The organism is Afipia sp. GW823-FHT06G09, from assembly GCF_058794875.1.
In genome coordinates, this window is sequence record NZ_JBXAHF010000003.1 from 540,154 (window position 1) to 559,719 (window position 19,566).

The following is a 19,566-nucleotide window of genomic DNA, read 5'->3' on the forward strand; positions in this document are numbered from 1 at the left end:
CTTGAAGGGTCGCGGCTCAGGCCGAAACGAGAAGATCGATGGTGACGCCTTGCTGGCGGATTTTCTCGCGCAGATTGCCCGGCTGGATGCCATCCTCGCCGATTTCCACCGGCGCAATGTAGGCGCCTACGGCGCCGACATCGTCGGCGACCGATTCAGCGAGCAGGGCGCGCGCATCATCTGCGTTCCGGACGATGGCGGCGTCGGACAGCCTGACCGACCAGCCATGAGAAACGGTGCGATAGATCACGGCTCCATCGCCGGTGCGGTTGGCGGTGACGATGGACGGGCCGGTGATTTTGATTTTCTGTTGCAGAGGTGAGGTCATTCGGCAGCCATTAATAGGTCAGAGATGAGGTCATCCGGGTTCGCATTGCGCCACGGGGCGGATCGAGCGACGACGTCGCCGATAATCAGGATTGCAGGACCGCGCTCGACCTGTTCGGCGAGCGCAGGCAGATCGCGAAGCTTGCCAACCACGGCCTTGGCGTCCGGCCGCGTCGCGCGCGCGAACACACCCACCGGCGTTTCGGGCGAGCGTCCAGCAGCCAGCAGGCCTTCGCGAATGGTCGGTGCGGCCGTCATGCCCATGTAGACCACGACGGTCATCTTGGTGTCGGTCAGCGCGGACCAGTCGACGTTGCCGGCGTCCTCCGCCTTGTGGGCGGTAAGGAACGTGATGCGCAGCGCTTCCTGGCGATAGGTGAGCGGCACTTCGGACTGGGCTGCGGCGCCCAGACCGGCTGTGATGCCGGGAATAACAGAGTAAGCCACACCTGCCGCACGCAGCGCCGCGATCTCTTCGCCGCCGCGCCCGAAGATGAAGGGATCGCCGCCCTTGAGACGCACAGCGCGCTTGCCGGACTGCGCCGCTTCGATGAGCAGGCGATGGATCTTGTCCTGTCCGATGCCGGGCTTGCCGACACGGCGGCCCACCGGCACCCGCGCGGCGTCGCGGCGCACACGATCGAGAATCTCGGGAGTCACCAGATCGTCGTAGAACACCACGTCGGCATCCTGCAGCGCGCGCAGCGCCTTGACCGTCAGCAAATCCGGATCGCCCGGTCCTGCGCCGACCAGCGTGACAAAACCTTCGCCGCCGCTCGCCGCGAATGCCACCGGATCATGAATCGAGATCAGCTTGCGCTCGGCGTCCTGCGTGCGTCCTGCAAGAACGTCCGCCCCGATCGGTCCGTCGATCACGCGCTCCCAGAACAGCCGGCGCATGGCGAGATCGGGGAGCCGCGACTTGATCGAGTCACGCCAGCGTCCGGCAAACGACGCGAGATCGCCGATGCGCGCAGGCAGCAGCGCCTCGATGCGCTCGCGCACGCGGCGCGCGACCACAGGCGATGCGCCGCCGGTGCCGACAGCGACGACGACATCGCCGCGATCGACGATGGCAGGGACAATAAAGGTGGAATGCGCGGCTTCATCCATCACATTGACGGGAATGCCGAGCGAGCGCGCACGCACCGCCATGGCATGGCCAGTGTCGCCCGCGCCTGCGCAGAGAATTGCAATGACATTGGAGAGATCGGCGGCGAGCGGATCGCCGGCGGCGCGCTCAATGCGCTCAGCCGACGCGGCATCGAGCCGCGAGACATCATGATGGCCGTCGGTCGCGTACCAGCGCACGCGTGCATCCGCCGCCAGCAACAGGCGTAATTTTGCCTGTGCAGGCTCGCCTTCCCCCACCAGAACGATGGGACCGGCTTGCAGATCAAGGAATACCGGCAGAAACCGCATGCGAAACTCCGCTTCCCCATTTACAGGGTTGACTGAAATTATTTTCTATTTATGTATCTTGCAAGCGGCATAAAGAGAAAATTATTTCTTCTACGCTGCGCCGCAAAATTAGAATTTGGTACCACAAACAGCGCGCAAAAGAGATGCATCTTCTCATGACACATCTGGATGGCGATCCGTCGCGTCTGAGGGCCGCTGTATCCCGCGAAACCGATGGCCTATGGACGCCGTTCGCGTCCGGGATGGAGTAACGTCATGGCGACTTCTTCCACACCTTCGAAATTGTCCGTGCCTTCCATGGACCATCTCGATGAGCTCGAAGCACAGAGCATCTACATTTTCCGGGAAGCCTTCGCGCGGCTGAAGAAGCTCGCGCTGCTCTGGTCGCTCGGCAAAGACTCCAATGTGATGATCTGGCTGGCGCGCAAGGCGTTCTTCGGCAAGGTGCCGTTCCCGGCGCTGCACGTCGACACGCAAAAGAAATTTCCCGAGATGTACGCCTTTCGCGATCAGTACGCGAAGGAATGGGGCCTCGATCTCAAGGTGGATTACTGCCCGCCGATCGAAGAGATCGATCCGACACTGCCGCCAGCCGCCCGCTCCGCCGCGCGCAAGACCGAAGGCCTGAAGCTGGCCCTCGCCAAATATGGCTTCGACGGACTGATCGCCGGCATCCGCCGCGACGAAGAAGCGACGCGCGCCAAGGAGCGCGTGTTCTCGCCGCGCGGGCTTGAGGGCGGCTGGGACGTGCGCGATCAGCCCCCGGAATTCTGGGACCATTTCAATGCCTCGCCGCCGCAGGGCGCGCATCTGCGCATCCATCCGATCCTGCACTGGACCGAGGAAGACATCTGGGCCTACACCCAGCGCGAAAACATTCCGATCATCCCGCTCTATCTGTCGAATAACGGCAAGCGCTACCGCTCGCTCGGCGATCAGGACATCACCAATCCAGTTGTATCGAACGCCTCGAACATCGACGAAATCCTGGCCGAACTGAAAGCCACGAAAGTGCCGGAGCGCGCCGGACGCGCGCTCGACCACGAAACCGAAGATGCCTTCGAGCGGCTTCGTGTCGCCGGTTATCTCTGACGTTAGATGAGCGCCCCGATGAACATCGCTGTATCCAAGGCTTCAATTGCCCCCGCGCCGCATAGTGCGACCCGTCCTCAGGTCCGCATCGTCATCGTCGGACATGTCGATCACGGCAAGTCAACGCTGGTCGGACGCCTGCTGCATGAAACAGGCAGCCTGCCCGACGGCAAGCTCGAGATGCTGAAAGCCGTCAGCGCGCGGCGCGGCATGCCGTTCGAATGGTCGTTCCTGCTTGACGCATTGCAGACCGAGCGCGACCAGGGCATCACCATCGACACCACACAGATCCGTTTCCGCACGCCCTCGCGCGATGTCGTGCTGATCGACGCGCCGGGCCACGCCGAATTCCTGCGCAACATGATCACCGGTGCCTCGCAGGCCGATGCAGCAGTGCTCATCATCGACGCGCTCGAAGGCGTGCGCGACCAGACCCGCCGTCACGGCTATCTGCTGCATCTGCTCGGCGTCAAACAGGTTGCCATCGTCGTCAACAAGATGGACCGGGTCGATTACAGCGCGGCGCGCTTCAAGGAGATCAGCGACGAGATTTCCGCGCATCTCACCGGCCTCGGCGTCACACCGACCGCCATTGTGCCGATTTCGGCACGCGACGGTGACGGCGTTGCCGAACGAACGCCCAACATCAAGTGGTACAGCGGACCCACGGTGGTCGAAGCGCTCGATGCGCTGACCCCGGCGCGCCCGCTCGACGAACTGACGCTGCGGTTTCCGGTGCAGGCGATCTACAAGTTCGACGACCGCCGCATCGTCGCCGGCCGCGTCGAATCCGGCAACATCGGCACCGGTGATGAAATCGTCATCATGCCCGCAGGCAAGGTGGCCAAGGTCAAGTCGGTCGAGAGCTGGCCGCAGACCCCGCTGCTCGCACGGCAAGGTGCAGGCCGCTCGGTCGGCATCACGCTGGACCGCGAACTGTTTCTCGAGCGCGGCGATATCATCGCGCATTCGCATGCCACGCCCCGCGACACCCGTCGGCTTCACGCACGCATTTTCTGGCTGCACGACACGCCGCTGAAAGCGGGCATGTCGGTGCTGGTCCGCCTCGGCACCATGGAGACCCGCGCCACCATCGTCGAGATCAACAAGGCTGTCGATCCCGGCGAACTCGCCAGCGTCGAGACCTCTGCGATTGCGCGCAATCATGTCGGCGAGATCGACATCGCGCTGGCGAAGCCCGTTGCGGCCGACCCCTACACGGACAATCCGCGCACCGGACGCCTTGTGATTGAGGTGAACGGCCGGATCGCCGGTGGCGGCCTGGTGCTCAGCGTCGATTCCGGACAGCGCGCCGAGCCGGTCGATATCGTGCCGGTCGAATCCGCGCTGCGGCCGGATGAGCGCTCCGCACGCTTCGGCCATGGCGGCGCCGTGGTCTGGCTGACCGGATTGCCGGGTTCGGGAAAATCAACGCTGGCGCGCGCGCTCGAACGCAAGCTGTTCACGCGCGGCGGCTCGCCGGTCCTGCTCGACGGCGACACCGTGCGCGCAGGCCTCAACCGCGACCTCGGATTCTCGCACGCCGACCGCACGGAAAACATCCGCCGCCTTGCCGAGGTGGCGACGCATCTGGCGCGCAACGGCCATATCGCCATTGTCGCCGCCGTTTCTCCCTCCAGCGACGACCGGGCACAGGCGCGGCACATCGCCGACGACCTGTTCCGGGAGGTCTATGTCGCGACACCGGCCGAGGTTTGCGAAAGCCGCGATCCGAAGGGCCACTACGCAAAGGCACGCGCCGGCAACCTGCCGAGCTTCACCGGCATCGCCAACGATTATCAGCCGCCTGCCAACGCCGAACTGACCATCGACACGTCGGCACGTTCGGTGGCGGACGCGGCCGACGAAATCGAACGGCTGCTGGCGAATACCGGCGTCCTGTTCGGCGAACTCGTCGATCTCGCCGCCAATATCTGACGTCCGAGGCACAACCGCCAAGGCCGCGGCCGTCACCACGGCCGCTTTGCCTCGCCTGTCTCGCAGAGCGAAATTACCGCCAACCCAGGCTGTATCCCGCAGCAAGACCCGTCGCGGCTGCCTAAACCGGCGGTCACGGCGTGCGCCGTTCGGGCCGGGGAAGGGACTTCTCTTTTGCTTGGATTTGGCGTTAAAAGTGGCCAGTCTTTCCGCCTTAAGCGGTATCCCATCACCTCATCCTGAAGCCCAGGACGGCACCGTTTTCGCCGTGTTCCGCGAGATTTATCATGAAACGTATCGACGCCAGCGGTCTGAAGATCGCTCCTGTTCTGTTCGACTTCATTGCCAAGGAAGCAACCACCGGTACCGGCGTATCGGCCGACGCCTTCTGGGCGGGCCTTGCCGGAATCGTCAAGGATCTGGCCCCCCGGACCCGCGAGCTGCTCGCCACCCGCGATGCGCTGCAGGCCAAGATCGACGGCTGGCACAAGGCGAACAAGGGCAAGGCGTTCGACATGAATGCCTACACCGCCTTCCTCAAGGAGATCGGCTACCTGCTGCCGGAGCCCGCCGCCAAGGAAGTGCAGACCGCGAATGTCGATGAAGAACTCGCCTCGATGTTCGGGCCGCAGCTTGTGGTGCCGCTCACCAATGCGCGCTATTCGCTGAATGCGGCGAACGCCCGCTGGGGCAGCCTCTATGATGCGCTCTACGGCACCGATGCGATCCCGCACGATCCAAGCGAAGGCGGCAAGGGCTACAACAAGGCACGCGGCGACAAGGTCATCGCCAAAGCCAAGGCGTTTCTCGATTCCGCCGTGCCGCTCGCAACCGGCAACCACAGCGACGTCACCGGCTATCACATCGAGCACGGCCAGCTCGCCGCCAAGCTCAAGAGCGGCAACGCCACCGCGCTCAAGAACAAGGCCCAGCTCGTCGGCTATCAGGGCGATGCCGCCTCGCCGACCTCGATCCTGCTGGTCAACAACGGCATGCACATCGATGTGCAGATCAACCGCAACAACACCATCGGCAAGGACGATCCGGCCGGCGTCGCCGACATGATTCTGGAATCGGCCGTCTCGACCATTCTCGACATGGAAGACTCGGTTGCCGCCGTCGATGCCGAGGACAAGGTTCTGGTCTATCGCAACGTGCTCGGCCTGATGGACGGCACGCTGTCAGCCGATTTCGAGAAGGGCGGCAAGACCCTGACCCGCGCGCTCAATGCCGACCGTGTCTACACCGCGGCAGACGGCAAGGGCGAAGTGAAGCTGCACGGCCGCAGCATGATGCTGATCCGCAACGTCGGCCATCACATGTTCACCGATGCCGTGCTCGATAGTTCGGGTGAGGAAATTCCGGAAGGCATTCTCGATGCCGCCGTCACCGGTCTGCTCGCGCTTCACGACCTGAAGGGCAAGACCAAGCTGAAGAACAGCCGCAAGGGCTCGGTCTATATCGTCAAGCCGAAGATGCATGGTCCGGACGAAGTCGCGCTGACCGTCGATCTGTTCGGCCGCGTCGAGAAGATGCTCGGCCTTCCGGCCAACACCATGAAGGTCGGCATCATGGACGAGGAGCGCCGCACCACGGTGAACCTCCAGGCGTGTATCCAGAATGCCGCGCAGCGCATCTGCTTCATCAACACAGGATTCCTCGATCGCACCGGCGACGAAATCCATACGTCGATGGAAGCGGGCCCGATGATCCGCAAGAACGACATGAAGGCGCAGCCCTGGATCAAGGCCTACGAGGACTGGAACGTGGACACCGGTCTGGCCAACGGCCTGCCGGGTCACGCCCAGGTCGGCAAGGGCATGTGGGCGGCACCGGACAAGATGGCCGACATGCTGGCGCAGAAGATCGCGCATCCGCAGGCCGGTGCTTCCACCGCGTGGGTGCCCTCGCCGACCGCCGCGACGCTGCACGCCCTGCACTATCATCAGGTCGACGTCGGCGCGCGCCAGAAGGAACTGAAGAGCCGTCCGAAGGCGAAGCTGTCGGACATCCTGACCATTCCGGTCTCGCAGTCGAACTGGGCGCCGGACGACGTCAAGCAGGAGATCGACAACAACTGCCAGGGCATCCTCGGTTATGTGGTGCGCTGGATCGATCAGGGCGTCGGCTGCTCCAAGGTGCCGGACATTCACGATGTCGGCCTGATGGAAGACCGCGCCACGCTGCGCATCTCCGCACAGCATCTCGCCAACTGGCTGCATCAGGGCGTCGTTACCAAGGATCAGGTGATGGAATCCCTGAAGCGGATGGCCGCGATCGTGGACAAGCAGAACGCAGGCGATGCGCTCTACAAGCCGATGGCGCCGAAGTTCGACGGCGTGGCATTCCAGGCCGCCTGCGACCTGATCTTCAAGGGCCGCGAGCAGCCGAACGGCTACACCGAGTTCATCCTGCATGCGCGCCGCAAGGAAGCGAAAGCGGCAGGCTGACCCACGGACCATTGATATGAAGACGAGAACCCCGGCGCTCGCGCCGGGGTTTTTGATTCAGGCCGACTCAAATGCGTATCGTTCTTCTCGCGGCGGAATGACGCCACTTCGCCGCAGTTCCCGCAGGAACGTTCGCGCCATCGCATCGTTATCCGTCTTTCCAACACTGGAGGATAACGATGGATTGGAACCGCGTTGAAGGTAACTGGAAGCAGTTCAAGGGCGCCGCCAAGGAAAAATGGGGCAAGCTCACCGACGACGATCTCGACGTCATCGAGGGCCGCCGCGAGCAGCTCGAAGGCAAGCTCCAGCAGCGTTACGGCTTCGCCAAGGACCAGATTCACAAGGACGTGGACGACTGGTTCAAGACGCTGAAGTAAGCAAGGTTAGCCTCCTAAAGGAAAAGCCCCGGCGCGATGCCGGGGTTTTTGTTTGCCTCGAGATTTGCGTCATTGCGAGCAGAGCGAAGCAATCCAGAGCAACAAGTCGCTGCGCTCGTTGCAAGGACGAACCGCGCTCTAGAACACCGCGAGATATTTCAGGATCGAGATAATGCCGATGATAATGACAATGGCACGCACGATCTGCTTGGCGCGGCCGTCGATCGGCAGGAGATTGACGAGATAAAGAACGAGAATAACGACAAGAAACGTGATCAGGATACTGATAAGCAGAGACATGGTAACCCCTCATGATCGGTTCGGCTGGGTGCGAGAGCCATGTCCCGTATCCCGGCACGTCAACAATTCCGCTGAGGTTTGGTTCCCTTTAGGGAACAACGATCATGGTCATGCTTACTGCGCAGCGACGACAGGCAGCCGTTCGAATTTCGCGCGAACGGATTTCGGTGCCGGCGTAAAATTCAGCGCAGCGCTGCGGCGGCTATAGCCCGCAACCATCAGGCCATCCGCGCCGGCGACGATGTCGCCACTGCGCAGGGTCGGATCGTCTTCGATCTTCACCGGTGCCAGTCCGACGGAATCCTTGCCGTTACAGGTACAGCCGGCGACAAGCTCCTTGCGATAGCGGAACGCGTTCGGCAGATCCGAATAGGATCGGCCGGTATCGCTCGACGCGTTGTCGATCGAGCCGCCGTGATAGATTTTCGTCTCGGTCGCAGGACAGAAGCTCTTGCAGGCCTCCGCTTTGCTCTGCCCGTCGGATGCGGTGACGGGGAAGTAACGGCCATCGCAAGTCCGCACGCAGTACGTCGTCGATCCGCCGCTGTAGCTGCCGCCATAGATGTTGACGCGCCGGTTTGGCTGCTGGCCGTCACCGAACGGAGAAGCGAACGGCATCGACTCCGGCGGCGGGCTTGGATGCGCGTTATCATTGAAGGCGCCGCCGAAGAAGGACGAGAAAAAATCGCGGGCATGCGCTGAGGGTGCACCGGCTAACGCGACAAGCCCAATCGCGACGGCAGCCGCCATCGATCGGTAATACAACTTTCCCTGACGCATCATGCCCCCTTCAGCCTCGGTCCATCCGCTACACTGCATGCTCAAATTTTCGCTCAATACAATCCGGACAATTTGACGTTATGTGACGTGTGCGGCACCGTGTCGCTGACGCGAAGCGGCTTCGGCGCGCCTGCCCTCGGCACCACTCGTTCCTTGCTCACACCCGCTTCGAGACGGCTGCTCTTCGGCAGCACGATCACCTTGGTGCCGACGGTGACGCGGCTGGCCAGATCCTGCACGTCCTCATTGGTCAGGCGGATGCAGCCGCTGGAGACAAACTTTCCGATGGTCGAGGGATCGTTGGTGCCATGAATGCGATAGGAGCTGGTGCCGAGATACATCGCAGCAGCGCCCAGCGGATTTCCCGGACCGCCCGCAACGAACCGCGGCAGATACGGCTGGCGTGCGATCATCTCCGCCGGCGGATGCCAGTCGGGCCACGCCGCCTTGCGCGAGACGGTCTGCACGCCCGACCACGTGAAGCCCTCTCGGCCGACGCCCACGCCATAGCGAATGGCGCGGCCCTGGCCCAGCACGTAGTAGAGCGTGGTGTTGCCGGTATCGATCACGATCGTGCCCGGCGCTTCGCGGCTTTCGAACGAGACGATCTTGCGCTGAAGCCGTTCGGGAAGAACCGTAGCGCCATCGTCTTCGGTCACGCCCGGCGAGGGCAGCGACTGCTGGTCCGACCAGAAGGTCCTTTCCGGCGCTCCCTGGTAAACACCTGCATATCCAAGCGTTTGCGACATCGCCGGGGTCGCCGCAAAGATCGGGAAAGCCAGCGCCGCGACGGTGAGGCCGCGGGCGGATCGAAGGGACGTGGTGAAGATCCGGGAAATGGAATTTCGAGACACTGAATTCGCCTGTGCCGAATGTGTCATGACCTGCCCTCGGGTTCTGCGATGGCATCGTGTGATGCGGATACAGAGCGAACGCGGGCCTGCTGCTTTTGGTTCCGAACGCGCCTCGCCCGAAATGATTTGTGAGAATCCGCAGCCGGCAGGTTCAAGCCGCGGCGGCGGAACATTGGGACTGCCTGCCGGTTAGCGGTCCCTGAAGCCGGTGCATGACAGTGGGCCCCGGCGCAAATCGAGGACTTTAGTCATGTCTCTTGGCACCATTCTCGTCATTATTTTGATCCTGATCCTGCTCGGCGTCATTCCAAGCTGGGGCCATAGCGCGAACTGGGGTTACGGCCCGTCAGGTATCGTCGGCACCATCCTGGTGATCGTGGTCATCCTTCTGCTGCTAGGCAGAATCTGACGATGCCCAGCGTGCGCCGGGAGGTGCGCGAGTCAAAAAGTCCGGCGGTAACAGAACCGCCGGACGAGCGGAAAGAACAGCGGCCTCTGACCATGAGCCGTGCGGACATCATTTCGTTTTCGCTGGTCGCATTGCTGATCATCAGCGTCATCGCCGTTCTCTATGTCGCGCGGGCATTCTTCCTGCCCACGGTCACCGCACTGGTGATCGGAACGATGCTCTCGCCGGCTGCAAAATTTCTCGAGAAATACGGAATTCCCCGATCGGCGTCGGCGGTGCTCATTGTTTCCGCCACCTTCGCCGCGCTCGTTTTCATGATCGCGCTCATCTCCGCGCCGGTAATGGAATGGTCGACGCGGCTTCCGGAGCTCGGTCCGTCGCTGAAGGACAAGTTTCATGTCTTCGATCGGCCTCTCGCATTCTGGCATCAGTTGCAGGCGCTGTTTGGGGCAACCCCTGCACCCGGCGAGCCGGCCTTTTCACTGCCGAAGATCGAATGGGTCCAGCCCACGCTGGAATTCCTGTCTCCCACGTTTACCGAGATCCTGCTGTTCTTCGCGGTCCTCGTGCTTTTCATTGCAAGCTGGCCGGACCTGCGCCGGGCGCTGGTCCTGAACTTTACCGATCGTGACGAGCGGCTGCGCGTCCTACGCATTCTGAACGAGATCGAAAGCAGCCTGGGCGGCTATCTTCTCACCGTGACACTGATCAACATGGGCCTCGGCATCGCGACCGGACTGATCTGCGCCGTCACCGGGATGCCGAATCCCGCAGGCCTCGGCGCGCTCGCCGCGACACTGAATTACATTCCGATCATCGGTCCGATTGTGACATTCGTCGTGCTCGCCGCCGTGGGCGTCATTACGTCAAGCACGCTCGCCGGCGGGGTGGCCGCCGCGGGCGGCTTTGCCATTGTCGCCTTCGTCGAGGGGCATTTCGTGACCCCATCGATTATCGGCCGGCGGCTGGCACTGAATGCGCTCGCGGTCTTTATCGCACTCGCTTTCTGGACATGGCTGTGGGGACCGATGGGTGCGTTTCTGTCGTCGCCCATCCTGATCGTCGGACTGGTCCTCAAGGAGCACTTGATGCCGGTCAAAGACACCCAGTTACCAGACCCGTAAAGCGATGGAACCTTCACGAGAACCGCGCGTTTTCGCACCGCGCCCCGTGGCTATCAGGAGTTTTAGATGTCGAGCACCGATGGTGAAGACGCGATGAAGACCATGACGGACAAAGCAACATCCGAACGCCTTCAGAAGGATTTAGACGCCGTGAAAAACGATATTTCCGCACTCGCAGAGCAGCTCTCGGACGTGATCGAAGCATTCAAGGGCGACGCCCGCAAGCAGGCCAGGCGGGCCTACAAACAGGCCCGTTCCGACGTGGATTCCGTGATGTCGGACATGAGCAAGCGCGGCAGCGAAGCGCTCGACGCGGCGCAGGATTATGCCGGCACGCTCGAGGAGTCCCTTGAAGACGCCATCACGCAGCGCCCGCTGGCTGCGGTCGGCCTCGCCATCGGGCTTGGCTTTCTGATCGGTGTGACATGGCGCCGTTAATAGCCGGATTTTTTCCCGGCCACCGCCGGCATCCGCGCCAGCGGTAACGCCCTGCCATTTTTCGACGAATACTGATCGGGTTTTCAATGTTTCAGAAGTTCATCGATGACTTCCGGGAGAGCACCGGCAGCGCATTGCGGCTCACCTCGCTGGCGATTGCGGTTGCGGTCTGCCTCTTTATCACGACCTCGTTTCTGTGCGCAGCCGCCTTCGTGTTCGTCCTCCAGAAATACGGATTGCTGCAGGCCTGCTTCGCGGGAGCAGGCGTATTCTTCGTGGCAACCGTGCTGGCGGCGATCTGTTACGCCGTCCGCAAACGGCAGGTCAAAAAGAAGCCCGTTGAAGCGGCGAAATCCACCATGCAGGCCGCGCTGAGCGATCCCATGGTGCTCGCGGCCGGACTGCAGATCGTCCGTACGATCGGGCTCAAGCGCATCATTCCACTGGTCGCGGTCGGCGGCATTGCACTGGGCCTGTTGGCCAGCCGCCGTCCGGCGGCCGGCGACCAACCCGACGAAGAAGAATAAGTTTTCGCAACAGCAACAAAACGAAAAAGAGCGCCGCCTGGCGCTCTTTTTTGTTGTTCGCTGGAAGCCGCAGATCAGGTGATGCAACGGCCGGGGGCAAGCTGCCTGGCGACGTCCGTGAGAACACTCACAACCGGTTCGCACGCCACGGGGCGTGTTCCTGCCGATGATCCCTTGCCGGAGCCCACGGTCGATGCCGGGGCCTTGCGCAGGGCATCTGCGCCCTCACCCGCAGGCATCCGGACCATCACCGACGCATCGGCCACGCCCGGCACCTTGAAGGAAATCGTCACGCCGCCAGCGGCAGCCACCACCGGGGCACGATCACCCTTGGCCGAACGATCGACGTTGATTGTGATGGCTTCGCGAGCCGAAGCAGCCGGCATCGCTGTGCTGGCATCGCCACGCTGGACCGGACCGAGCAGATCATTTCCTGCCGACACTTCGAGATGCACGGCACCCAGTGCCAGCACCGCGGCCACCACTCCAAGACTTCCAGAAGCCATGTACGACATCTGACGCCCCTACGCTGCCATGCCGCATGATTGCGGCTTTCGGATTCAACGTGGGCCGCCCGGCTTTCGTTCCGGGCTCACGGGCAAGCGGCTGGAGAAAAAAAGCGCCGCTGGCTGGGAACACTTTCGTGAGACCGGCGTCTTTTCCAGAGCCGGTCAATCCCCCTGCCCCTAATCGACCGGCGTACGGGGGTGTGGTCGTGGTGATGCCGACCGCACCCCTTTTCTTTGTTTGCTTTGGACTGCGAATAGAAAAAGCCGGAACACGGCAAACCCGCGTTCCGGCTTTTTGTGCAATGCCTGATGCCTCAGGAAGCCGCCGCCTTGGGACGGCTACGGGAGTTGCGCTGAAAGAAAAGGGCCTGGCTCGCCACGGCGGACACCATGGCCGGCTGGAACGGCTTCGAGATCAGGAAGGCCGGTTCAGGCCGTTCGCCGGTCAAAAACCGCTCGGGATATGCGGTGATGAAGACCACCGGCACCTCGAACGTCTTCAGCAGTTCATTCACTGCATCGAGCCCCGAACTGCCATCGGCCAGCTGAATATCCGCCAGGATCAGACCGGGCTTCTTAGACTTCGCCAGCGTAATGGCGTCGGTATGGGTCCGGGCGACGCCAATGACATTGTGTCCGAGATTCTTGACCAGACTCTCGAGATCCATCGCGATGAATGTTTCGTCTTCGATGATCAGCACATCAGTCGCGATTTCGGCGGCCAGTTCGCGGCCGGCGGAATCCGCCAGTTCACGAACATGTGTGATTTCGGTGTTGAGGATGTGGGCGACTTCCTCTTCCGAGAAACCTTCGAGCGACAACAGCAGGAAGGCCTGACGCGGAAGCGCCGTCAGATTCGACAGCCGCTGCTCGGACGCCTGCGCAGGACCCTTGTCGGTGTTCTCATTCAGGGACACCGAATTCCAGATCTGCGTGAATAATCTGAACAGCCCGACGCGCGGCCCGAATTTTTCTTCCAGCAGCGAGGGGTCTTGCAGCAGGGCTTCAAGCATGGCTGCGACATAGGCATCTCCCGATGCCTGGCTTCCGGTCAAAGCGCGGGCATACCGCCGCAACAGTGGCAAATGTTCAGCTACGAGCTGAGAACGAGACATACCCCCTCCAATCGGTCATCAATTCAGGTTCGGCCCGACAGCGCGATTGACCGCCGGTTCCCCCGCTTCGGACTATCTACGCATAAATCGGAGAAAAGTTCCTCCCGGTCGGAACTTTCCGCTCACCCTCCCGTTTATGACTGGATCAGGCGGGCTAACCCTTCGCCGGGGGGACAAAAACTCCCGTGTTTTTAGCGAGTTAGCTCATGGGGAAAAACGGATAAAGCCAATGAAAGATCAAAAGCCGCCGTCAAGCAGGCCACCGGGCAAGCCGGGAGGGCTGAATTCCGAAATTCAATCCAGGATCGGACATCAGTTGCGCGCCATGTACGACGATGTCGTGCGTCAAGGAGTACCGGATCGGTTTGCCGATCTGATTCGTCAGCTTGATTCACAAGAGGCGGCTTCACAGATATCCGGAGAACCGACAAAAGATGGGAGGGACTAATGCCTCTCACTGATTCACTTCGCGATGATATCCTCGCCACTGTTCCTAGTCTGCGTGCGTTCGCTATTTCGCTGAGCGGCAATGCTGACCGCGCCGACGACCTCGTGCAGGAAACGCTGCTGCGTGCGCTTGCGCATATCGACTCGTTCCAGCCGGGATCAAATCTTCCAGCGTGGCTGTTCACAATCCTGCGCAATCTGTTTCGCTCGGACTATCGCAAGCGGCGGCGTGAGGTCGAGGATGCCGATGGCAGCTATGCCAAGACGCTCAAGTCACAGCCAGCCCAGGGCTCGCACCTCGAGTTCGAGGAATTCCGGACCGCACTCGACAAGCTTCCGCAGGATCAACGCGAGGCGCTCATTCTCGTGGGCGCATCCGGATTCTCCTATGAGGATGCCGCGGCGATCTGCGGATGCGCAGTCGGCACCATCAAGAGCCGCGTCAATCGCGCGCGGTCGAAGCTGAGCGCCTTGCTCTATGTCGAGGGTGCGGAAGACTTCGGACCGGATAACACCATTCGCGCCGTGATCGGCGGAGGCGGCGGCTAGCCTGCCACCTCACTGCAAATGAAAAAGCGGCCACCCGCAGGTGGCCGCTTTTGCGATCAGTTGAGGCCGCCAAAGGCCCAGATCAGGATCAGAACGGGAATAGGAATTCCGAGAAACCACAACAGCAGGTATCGTCCCATGGAACTTTCCTTCGCGTGACACCTGCTGCCTAATTCTTCGCGCGAAAGTTTGTTCCTGCGCCGGCCTGGATCAACGCTTCTTCACCGGCTTGCCGATGCGCTCGGTGCGATCCATTTCAGCCTCGTCCACCACGGTCTCCATCGGAGCGGTGAGTTCATAAACGTAGCTGACATCCGTGAAGTAACGCTTCGACGCACCGCCCAGCGCCTCGGGCGCAACGCGGTCCAGAAGCACGAGACCGAATTCGCTGTCCGCACGGCGGGTGGCTGCGCTGGTGTTGAATTCCTCCCAGCGGAAATGGAAAACCGCATCAGGTCCATCGGACACCGTCCAGCCGGCGACGATATGCGGATGCTTGCCGACCAGCGATAAACCTTCATCCGCATGCGATGCCAGTTCGAAGAACAGCAGCGACAGGCTTTGCGCCGCGCGCGCACTGACAGTGATGTCCGGCCCGGTGAGCGCAATGCGATCCGCGTGCGGAATCGCACGCGACTCGAACAGTCCTTTGAGCTTGACGCCCTGCCACTGGCTTTCGCTGAGCAACGACACGACATGCGACATCGCGTGAATCCGGCCGATCAGGAGATCGCGCGCAATATCGACGTCGGCGCCATGACGCATCGTGCGGGTCACGATCGACTGGATCACCGCAAGAATGTTCTTTACGCGATGATTGAGTTCATCGATCACGGCGGTCAGCCGCCGCTCGAAGTCGATGCGGGTCTGGATCTCCCGGCTGAGCCGGACGTTGTTGTAGGACACGTATCCGAACAGGCCGCAGAAAATGAGGGTCAGCGCCGCGCCGATCAGCGACACGATCGCTGCCAGTTCCTGCGCCCGCGTCGCCACATTGGTTTTTGCGTAGTAGATCAGGGTCCAGTCCCGCGCGCCGAAGGACACGACACGCAGCAGCGGCGGATTGTCGGCATCCAGTTGCAGCGGAACGGATGTGACGTTGCCGTCGGCGTCGGAGGTCAGATTGTCCGAAGCATTGCGCGGATCGCGCAGCGCCACCGAGAACAACGACAACTCGTCATTGGTGAGCATCAGCGGCGCCAGCCGATAGGATATGGTCAGAAAGCCTGCAACGGTGGGGCCCGTATCCGCCCGTACCGGCGAGGCCAGCACGATGCCCATGGGACCACCGGTACGCAGCAGCACGAAGGGATCGGAAGATACCGGCCTGTCCTCCTCCACCGCACGATTGAACATCTCCGCGATCACCGGATGATTATTCAGCATGCGACCGACAAAGGTCTTGGTTTCATCGTTCTGCGGCTCGACATCCATCACGACGGTCGCCGGATCGGGTACCGCCACCGGATTCAACGGCGTGTCGTTGAAGTTCCGGATTGTCGGGTTCGGAAAACCGGCAGCCTTCAGGTCGTTCTGCGCCCGGCCGAAATCGGCACGCGGAATACGGGCCACCCAGCTTGCGACAAGAAAATCGGTCTTGAAGGCATAAATCGACGACCGCAACGGCTGCAGTGCATTGGCCATGTTGACCGCCGGCGAGCGGAACAATCCGACCGCGACACGGGCGAGCAGTTCCCGCTCACTCAGCCGCTCCTGAACCAGACTTGCGTGGGTATCGACCGCGCGCGCCAGCGTGGTCTGTCCGATGGACAGTTCCTGGTCGTAAACCTTCATGGCAGCGAGACCGGAAAGGACCAGTCCGATGATCGCCATCAGTCCGATGATGAAACCGAGACGGAGCACGCAATTACTCGAAAAGGAGAAGGGATGAAAAATGACACCGGCCGGCGAGGCCGGCCTGGCAAAAATCGACGTTGTATGCAGATACCGAACTGCAGGTCATGAGTGCTCTGAACTGACGGATCGTTCGGGCAAACGAACCGGCACGGCTTGAATGGGTCGCGAATGGATTAATGTAAGCGCTGACAGATGGTTCCAGCGACGGGAAAATATACCTCTCAGCGCTCATGGTAAATCCGGCGCAGCGCCCCCGGAGCCGCACGAACGGCAGGCTAGGCGACAACCAGGGCCAGCCCGACGACGACGGCGACAATTCCAAGCAGAACCGCGCCAAGAAAGACGCCGCTATAGTCTCTGCCGGATGCTGCTGCGAAAACAGAATGCTTCATGCATGACTAACACTCCGGCCACCCAGGCGTTCCAGAAAATACCGATGCGGAAGGACGCACCCCCTGGGCAGAAAGGCAGGCGTTGCCTCAGTTAACCTTCTCCGGAACCGAAACCTGAAGGCCGCCCTTTGCCTCGATGAAGCGGATGATGCGATCCAGCCCTTCGCTCTTTTTCAGGTTGGTCATGACGAAGGGGCGCTCGCCCCGCATCCGCTTCGCATCGGTGTCCATCTTCTCGAGCGAGGCGCCGACATGGGGGGCGAGATCGATCTTGTTGATCACCAGCAGATCGGAGCGGGTGATGCCGGGGCCGCCCTTGGACGGAATCTTGTCGCCCGCCGCGACGTCGATCACATAGATGGTCAGGTCGGCCAGTTCCGGCGAAAAGGTCGCCGCCAGATTGTCGCCGCCGGATTCGATCAGCACAAGATCGAGATCGGGAAACTTGACCCGCATGTCGGCCACTGCCGCGAGATTCATCGAGGCATCTTCGCGGATCGCCGTATGCGGACAGCCACCGGTCTCCACGCCCGCAATGCGATCCGGCGTCAGCGAACCTGAGCGAACCAGAAACTCCGCGTCCCACTTTGTATAGATATCGTTGGTGATGGCCGCGATCTCGTAACGCTCGCGCATCGACTTGCAGAGCAGGTCCATCAGGGCGGTCTTCCCCGATCCGACAGGTCCGCCGATGCCGACGCGCAACGGTCCATTCATGCTGGTGCTCATAGGGACATCTTTCTCAAGATCGAAACAGCCTCGTGTACTGCGTTTCATGGCGCATGCTGGCGAGATCGGCGCGGAACGTCGCGCTGCCGAGATCGTCCAGCGAACCCTGCAAGGATTTCTCCGCCGTCGCGGCGATCGCGCTCTCAAGTGCGGCGAGCACATGCTGGCTGTCGGTTTGCCCGAGCGGGATGAGACGCACGCCAGCCGATATCCAGTTCGACGTCGTGGCGTGGAGAAACGCATGCAGCGTCGAGCTGAGCGAAATGCGGTGTCCCGCCGCGAGGACGCCCACGGCAACCGGATAGGTGATGGGGCCGGTCACATGCGCGGATAGCAAATCCAGCGCCTCGCAATTCCAGGCCGAGCGGGCAATCTCGACAAAGGCGCGCCCCTGCGCCGTGGTTTCCAGATGCCGTTCGCGCGACGGTGTGAAAGCCGCGGCAAGTTCGGCAATCGCGCCCAGCGTCCCACCGTCACCCGCCTCGGCGGCGCGCCATGCGTGGCACAGAAACAGGCCGTCGCAGAAACCGGCGCCCTCCAGCAGCATCGCGGCAAGCCAGCCCTGCAATGTCGCCCTGTCCTTGATGTCGCCAGCTTCGACCGCCCACTCGATGCCGCTGGAATAGGAGAACGATCCCACCGGAAACGACGGCGACAGCCATGTCATCAGGCGAAAGAGCGCAGCCGACTCCTCCGCCCCGGATTCGACGCCATCCTGATCGCGCTCATTTATGGTCATGAGCATGGGAATGACCGTGGTGATGATCATGGTCATGCCCGCCGTGACCATGATCGTGCGCGTGATTATGGTCATGGCGCGCATGATCGTGGTGGCCGTGATCATGATGGCCGTGACCGTGATGATCATGACCATGCGATCCATGACCGCCACCGGAATACGCTCCACCCTCGGGATCGAACGGCGCTTCAATGATGATCACACGCGCGCCGAGGCCGCGCACCATGTCCTCGATCACATGATCGCGGCGGATGCGAAGGCCCTTGCCGATGATCTGTGTCGGCAAGTGACGATTCCCAAGATGCCAGGCGACCCGCACCAGATGATGCGGATCGGTGCCGCGGATCTCCACCAGCGGTTCGGGCGCGGCGACCACCTCGATAAGTCGCCCGTCTTCCAGCACCAGGGCATCGCCGCCGCGCAGGGCGACGGCTTCCTTCAGGTCCAGCAGGAATTCCAGCCCTCGCGTACCGGTCATGGCCATGCGTCGCCGGTGCCGGTCGTCGAAACCGAGGACCACCGTGTCGGCGGCCCCGGTCCAACTGCCGGGCGGGCGAACCTGCGTCGCGCGGATCATGACGGCGTGCTCATAGTTTCTGGACTTCGCCTCCGCTGATGATCTCGATCTCGGTCGGCGAGGCTTTCAACGGCGCGGACAGTTCGCGCCACGCCTTCAGATGCGGCGCGCGGCTGTGCGCGGTGAGATCATCGCGCGTTTCCCAGCGCTCGACGAAGACCAGGGTGTTCGGATCATTCACGCTGGAGTGGAGCTCATAGGAGATGCAGCCCTTCTCCTTGTGGGTTTCGGCGATGCAGGTTTTCGCACCGGCGATGAAGGCCTCGCGGCCTTCCGGTTTTACCTTGGTGGTGGCGACGACGTAGATCATCGAACCTCCACGTTCGCCGGCGTAATGACTTCGATCTTCGGCGGCGCTGCGAGGCAATTCACGACCACGCGTCCGAACGTCTTCATGTGCTCGGCCTTGCGATGCGGCACCAGCGCCTCGGCATTTTCCCACTGCTCGACGAAGACCAGCTTGGTGGGATCGGTCACGCTCTCATGCAGATCGTAGGCGATGTTCCCGGCTTCCTTGCGGGTCTCGGCGATGCAGGCTTTCGCGGCGGCAATCATGTCCGCACGTGTCTCAGGCTTGATGGTCAAAGTCGCAACAACGTAGATCACGGTAA

Annotated in this window: 23 protein-coding genes; 10 read left to right on the plus strand and 13 right to left on the minus strand. The window is 61.9% G+C overall.

The window, feature by feature from the left end:
* Positions 1-16: 16 nt before the first annotated feature.
* Together AC1Q67_RS15090 and cysG are read right to left on the minus strand one after the other, a co-directional pair.
* Positions 17-328, minus strand: a complete 312-nt coding sequence (locus AC1Q67_RS15090; protein ID WP_006022695.1) for a DUF2849 domain-containing protein — start codon at positions 326-328, stop codon at positions 17-19.
* On the minus strand, positions 325-1,749 hold the full coding sequence (cysG, locus tag AC1Q67_RS15095) for a siroheme synthase CysG (RefSeq protein ID WP_492236188.1): 1,425 nt from the start codon (positions 1,747-1,749) through the stop codon (positions 325-327). The genes AC1Q67_RS15090 and cysG overlap by 4 nt, the downstream gene beginning before the upstream one ends.
* Positions 1,750-2,004: 255 nt before the next feature.
* Between cysG and cysD the strand changes: the two genes are divergently transcribed.
* The 4 genes from cysD to AC1Q67_RS15115 all read left to right on the plus strand — a co-directional run bounded on the left by cysD (position 2,005) and on the right by AC1Q67_RS15115 (position 7,609).
* Positions 2,005-2,841, plus strand: coding sequence for a sulfate adenylyltransferase subunit CysD (cysD, locus tag AC1Q67_RS15100; protein ID WP_492236189.1), 837 nt, complete (start codon positions 2,005-2,007; stop codon positions 2,839-2,841).
* A gap of 18 nt (positions 2,842-2,859) precedes the next feature.
* Positions 2,860-4,779 carry an adenylyl-sulfate kinase gene (gene cysC, locus AC1Q67_RS15105; RefSeq protein WP_492236190.1) on the plus strand — a complete coding sequence of 640 codons (1,920 nt, stop codon included), beginning with the start codon at positions 2,860-2,862 and terminating at the stop codon, positions 4,777-4,779.
* Positions 4,780-5,066: 287 nt separating this feature from the next.
* The gene (locus AC1Q67_RS15110) at positions 5,067-7,229 is read left to right on the plus strand and encodes a malate synthase G (protein ID WP_492236191.1); all 2,163 of its coding nucleotides are present in this window, start codon (positions 5,067-5,069) and stop codon (positions 7,227-7,229) included.
* Positions 7,230-7,408: 179 nt separating this feature from the next.
* On the plus strand, positions 7,409-7,609 hold the full coding sequence (locus AC1Q67_RS15115) for a CsbD family protein (RefSeq protein WP_019199909.1): 201 nt from the start codon (positions 7,409-7,411) through the stop codon (positions 7,607-7,609).
* Positions 7,610-7,747: 138 nt separating this feature from the next.
* On the opposite strand, the gene AC1Q67_RS15120 is transcribed toward AC1Q67_RS15115, so the two are convergent.
* From AC1Q67_RS15120 to AC1Q67_RS15130, 3 genes are all read right to left on the minus strand, one after another.
* Entirely contained in the window at positions 7,748-7,909 is a 162-nt protein-coding gene (locus tag AC1Q67_RS15120) for a Thivi_2564 family membrane protein (RefSeq protein WP_152527659.1), read from the minus strand.
* 114 nt (positions 7,910-8,023) lie between these two features.
* Positions 8,024-8,689: a DUF2865 domain-containing protein gene (locus AC1Q67_RS15125; protein WP_492236468.1), complete on the minus strand. Its 666-nt coding sequence runs from the start codon at positions 8,687-8,689 to the stop codon at positions 8,024-8,026.
* Between the two features lie 53 nt (positions 8,690-8,742).
* The gene (locus tag AC1Q67_RS15130; protein ID WP_492236192.1) at positions 8,743-9,570 is read right to left on the minus strand and encodes a L,D-transpeptidase; all 828 of its coding nucleotides are present in this window, start codon (positions 9,568-9,570) and stop codon (positions 8,743-8,745) included.
* A gap of 223 nt (positions 9,571-9,793) precedes the next feature.
* Between AC1Q67_RS15130 and AC1Q67_RS15135 the strand changes: the two genes are divergently transcribed.
* The 4 genes from AC1Q67_RS15135 to AC1Q67_RS15150 all read left to right on the plus strand — a co-directional run bounded on the left by AC1Q67_RS15135 (position 9,794) and on the right by AC1Q67_RS15150 (position 12,041).
* Positions 9,794-9,952 (plus strand): DUF3309 family protein, encoded by a 159-nt coding sequence (locus tag AC1Q67_RS15135; protein WP_006022707.1) that lies wholly within the window; start codon positions 9,794-9,796, stop codon positions 9,950-9,952.
* Between the two features lie 2 nt (positions 9,953-9,954).
* Positions 9,955-11,076 carry an AI-2E family transporter gene (locus tag AC1Q67_RS15140; protein WP_492236193.1) on the plus strand — a complete coding sequence of 374 codons (1,122 nt, stop codon included), beginning with the start codon at positions 9,955-9,957 and terminating at the stop codon, positions 11,074-11,076.
* A gap of 66 nt (positions 11,077-11,142) precedes the next feature.
* Entirely contained in the window at positions 11,143-11,514 is a 372-nt protein-coding gene (locus AC1Q67_RS15145) for an ElaB/YgaM/YqjD family protein (protein ID WP_024576922.1), read from the plus strand.
* A gap of 86 nt (positions 11,515-11,600) precedes the next feature.
* Complete coding sequence (locus AC1Q67_RS15150; protein ID WP_492236194.1) at positions 11,601-12,041, plus strand: hypothetical protein; 441 nt, start codon at positions 11,601-11,603, stop codon at positions 12,039-12,041.
* Positions 12,042-12,115: 74 nt separating this feature from the next.
* Here the strand turns inward: AC1Q67_RS15150 and AC1Q67_RS15155 are convergent, their stop codons facing one another.
* Both AC1Q67_RS15155 and AC1Q67_RS15160 read right to left on the minus strand, forming a co-directional pair.
* A complete protein-coding gene (locus AC1Q67_RS15155; protein WP_492236195.1) occupies positions 12,116-12,547 on the minus strand; it encodes a hypothetical protein in 432 nt (143 codons plus the stop codon).
* A 317-nt stretch (positions 12,548-12,864) separates the two neighbouring features.
* Positions 12,865-13,665, minus strand: coding sequence for a response regulator (locus AC1Q67_RS15160; RefSeq protein ID WP_024576925.1), 801 nt, complete (start codon positions 13,663-13,665; stop codon positions 12,865-12,867).
* Between the two features lie 229 nt (positions 13,666-13,894).
* On the opposite strand from AC1Q67_RS15160, the gene AC1Q67_RS15165 reads away from it, so the two are divergent.
* Together AC1Q67_RS15165 and AC1Q67_RS15170 are read left to right on the plus strand one after the other, a co-directional pair.
* Positions 13,895-14,113, plus strand: a complete 219-nt coding sequence (locus tag AC1Q67_RS15165; RefSeq protein ID WP_081710749.1) for a NepR family anti-sigma factor — start codon at positions 13,895-13,897, stop codon at positions 14,111-14,113.
* Entirely contained in the window at positions 14,113-14,661 is a 549-nt protein-coding gene (locus AC1Q67_RS15170; protein WP_024576926.1) for a sigma-70 family RNA polymerase sigma factor, read from the plus strand. Before AC1Q67_RS15165 ends, AC1Q67_RS15170 begins: the two co-directional genes overlap by 1 nt.
* A 210-nt stretch (positions 14,662-14,871) precedes the next feature.
* On the opposite strand, the gene AC1Q67_RS15175 is transcribed toward AC1Q67_RS15170, so the two are convergent.
* From AC1Q67_RS15175 to AC1Q67_RS15200, 6 genes are all read right to left on the minus strand, one after another.
* Positions 14,872-16,524, minus strand: coding sequence for a CHASE domain-containing protein (locus AC1Q67_RS15175; RefSeq protein ID WP_492236196.1), 1,653 nt, complete (start codon positions 16,522-16,524; stop codon positions 14,872-14,874).
* A 473-nt stretch (positions 16,525-16,997) separates the two neighbouring features.
* Positions 16,998-17,639: an urease accessory protein UreG gene (gene ureG, locus AC1Q67_RS15180; RefSeq protein WP_024576928.1), complete on the minus strand. Its 642-nt coding sequence runs from the start codon at positions 17,637-17,639 to the stop codon at positions 16,998-17,000.
* A gap of 13 nt (positions 17,640-17,652) precedes the next feature.
* Positions 17,653-18,414 (minus strand): urease accessory protein UreF, encoded by a 762-nt coding sequence (locus tag AC1Q67_RS15185; RefSeq protein WP_492236469.1) that lies wholly within the window; start codon positions 18,412-18,414, stop codon positions 17,653-17,655.
* A complete protein-coding gene (locus tag AC1Q67_RS15190) occupies positions 18,365-18,955 on the minus strand; it encodes an urease accessory protein UreE (RefSeq protein WP_492236197.1) in 591 nt (196 codons plus the stop codon). The genes AC1Q67_RS15185 and AC1Q67_RS15190 overlap by 50 nt, the downstream gene beginning before the upstream one ends.
* A gap of 10 nt (positions 18,956-18,965) precedes the next feature.
* On the minus strand, positions 18,966-19,265 hold the full coding sequence (locus tag AC1Q67_RS15195) for a putative quinol monooxygenase (RefSeq protein ID WP_492236198.1): 300 nt from the start codon (positions 19,263-19,265) through the stop codon (positions 18,966-18,968).
* The gene (locus tag AC1Q67_RS15200) at positions 19,262-19,561 is read right to left on the minus strand and encodes a putative quinol monooxygenase (RefSeq protein ID WP_006022719.1); all 300 of its coding nucleotides are present in this window, start codon (positions 19,559-19,561) and stop codon (positions 19,262-19,264) included. The genes AC1Q67_RS15195 and AC1Q67_RS15200 overlap by 4 nt, the downstream gene beginning before the upstream one ends.
* Positions 19,562-19,566 lie beyond the last annotated feature (5 nt).

Excerpts from the sequence above, each read along its gene's own strand:
- AC1Q67_RS15090 (WP_006022695.1), bottom strand. The coding sequence starts at position 328 with ATGACCTCACCTCTGCAACAGAAAATCAAAATCACCGGCCCGTCCATC.
- cysG (WP_492236188.1), bottom strand. The coding sequence starts at position 1,749 with ATGCGGTTTCTGCCGGTATTCCTTGATCTGCAAGCCGGTCCCATCGTT.
- cysD (WP_492236189.1), top strand. The coding sequence starts at position 2,005 with ATGGCGACTTCTTCCACACCTTCGAAATTGTCCGTGCCTTCCATGGAC.
- cysC (WP_492236190.1), top strand. The coding sequence starts at position 2,860 with ATGAACATCGCTGTATCCAAGGCTTCAATTGCCCCCGCGCCGCATAGT.
- AC1Q67_RS15110 (WP_492236191.1), top strand. The coding sequence starts at position 5,067 with ATGAAACGTATCGACGCCAGCGGTCTGAAGATCGCTCCTGTTCTGTTC.
- AC1Q67_RS15115 (WP_019199909.1), top strand. The coding sequence starts at position 7,409 with ATGGATTGGAACCGCGTTGAAGGTAACTGGAAGCAGTTCAAGGGCGCC.
- AC1Q67_RS15120 (WP_152527659.1), bottom strand. The coding sequence starts at position 7,909 with ATGTCTCTGCTTATCAGTATCCTGATCACGTTTCTTGTCGTTATTCTC.
- AC1Q67_RS15125 (WP_492236468.1), bottom strand. The coding sequence starts at position 8,689 with ATGCGTCAGGGAAAGTTGTATTACCGATCGATGGCGGCTGCCGTCGCG.
- AC1Q67_RS15130 (WP_492236192.1), bottom strand. The coding sequence starts at position 9,570 with ATGACACATTCGGCACAGGCGAATTCAGTGTCTCGAAATTCCATTTCC.
- AC1Q67_RS15135 (WP_006022707.1), top strand. The coding sequence starts at position 9,794 with ATGTCTCTTGGCACCATTCTCGTCATTATTTTGATCCTGATCCTGCTC.
- AC1Q67_RS15140 (WP_492236193.1), top strand. The coding sequence starts at position 9,955 with ATGCCCAGCGTGCGCCGGGAGGTGCGCGAGTCAAAAAGTCCGGCGGTA.
- AC1Q67_RS15145 (WP_024576922.1), top strand. The coding sequence starts at position 11,143 with ATGTCGAGCACCGATGGTGAAGACGCGATGAAGACCATGACGGACAAA.
- AC1Q67_RS15150 (WP_492236194.1), top strand. The coding sequence starts at position 11,601 with ATGTTTCAGAAGTTCATCGATGACTTCCGGGAGAGCACCGGCAGCGCA.
- AC1Q67_RS15155 (WP_492236195.1), bottom strand. The coding sequence starts at position 12,547 with ATGGCTTCTGGAAGTCTTGGAGTGGTGGCCGCGGTGCTGGCACTGGGT.
- AC1Q67_RS15160 (WP_024576925.1), bottom strand. The coding sequence starts at position 13,665 with ATGTCTCGTTCTCAGCTCGTAGCTGAACATTTGCCACTGTTGCGGCGG.
- AC1Q67_RS15165 (WP_081710749.1), top strand. The coding sequence starts at position 13,895 with ATGAAAGATCAAAAGCCGCCGTCAAGCAGGCCACCGGGCAAGCCGGGA.
- AC1Q67_RS15170 (WP_024576926.1), top strand. The coding sequence starts at position 14,113 with ATGCCTCTCACTGATTCACTTCGCGATGATATCCTCGCCACTGTTCCT.
- ureG (WP_024576928.1), bottom strand. The coding sequence starts at position 17,639 with ATGAGCACCAGCATGAATGGACCGTTGCGCGTCGGCATCGGCGGACCT.
- AC1Q67_RS15185 (WP_492236469.1), bottom strand. The coding sequence starts at position 18,414 with ATGACCATGATCATCACCACGGTCATTCCCATGCTCATGACCATAAAT.
- AC1Q67_RS15190 (WP_492236197.1), bottom strand. The coding sequence starts at position 18,955 with ATGATCCGCGCGACGCAGGTTCGCCCGCCCGGCAGTTGGACCGGGGCC.
- AC1Q67_RS15195 (WP_492236198.1), bottom strand. The coding sequence starts at position 19,265 with ATGATCTACGTCGTCGCCACCACCAAGGTAAAACCGGAAGGCCGCGAG.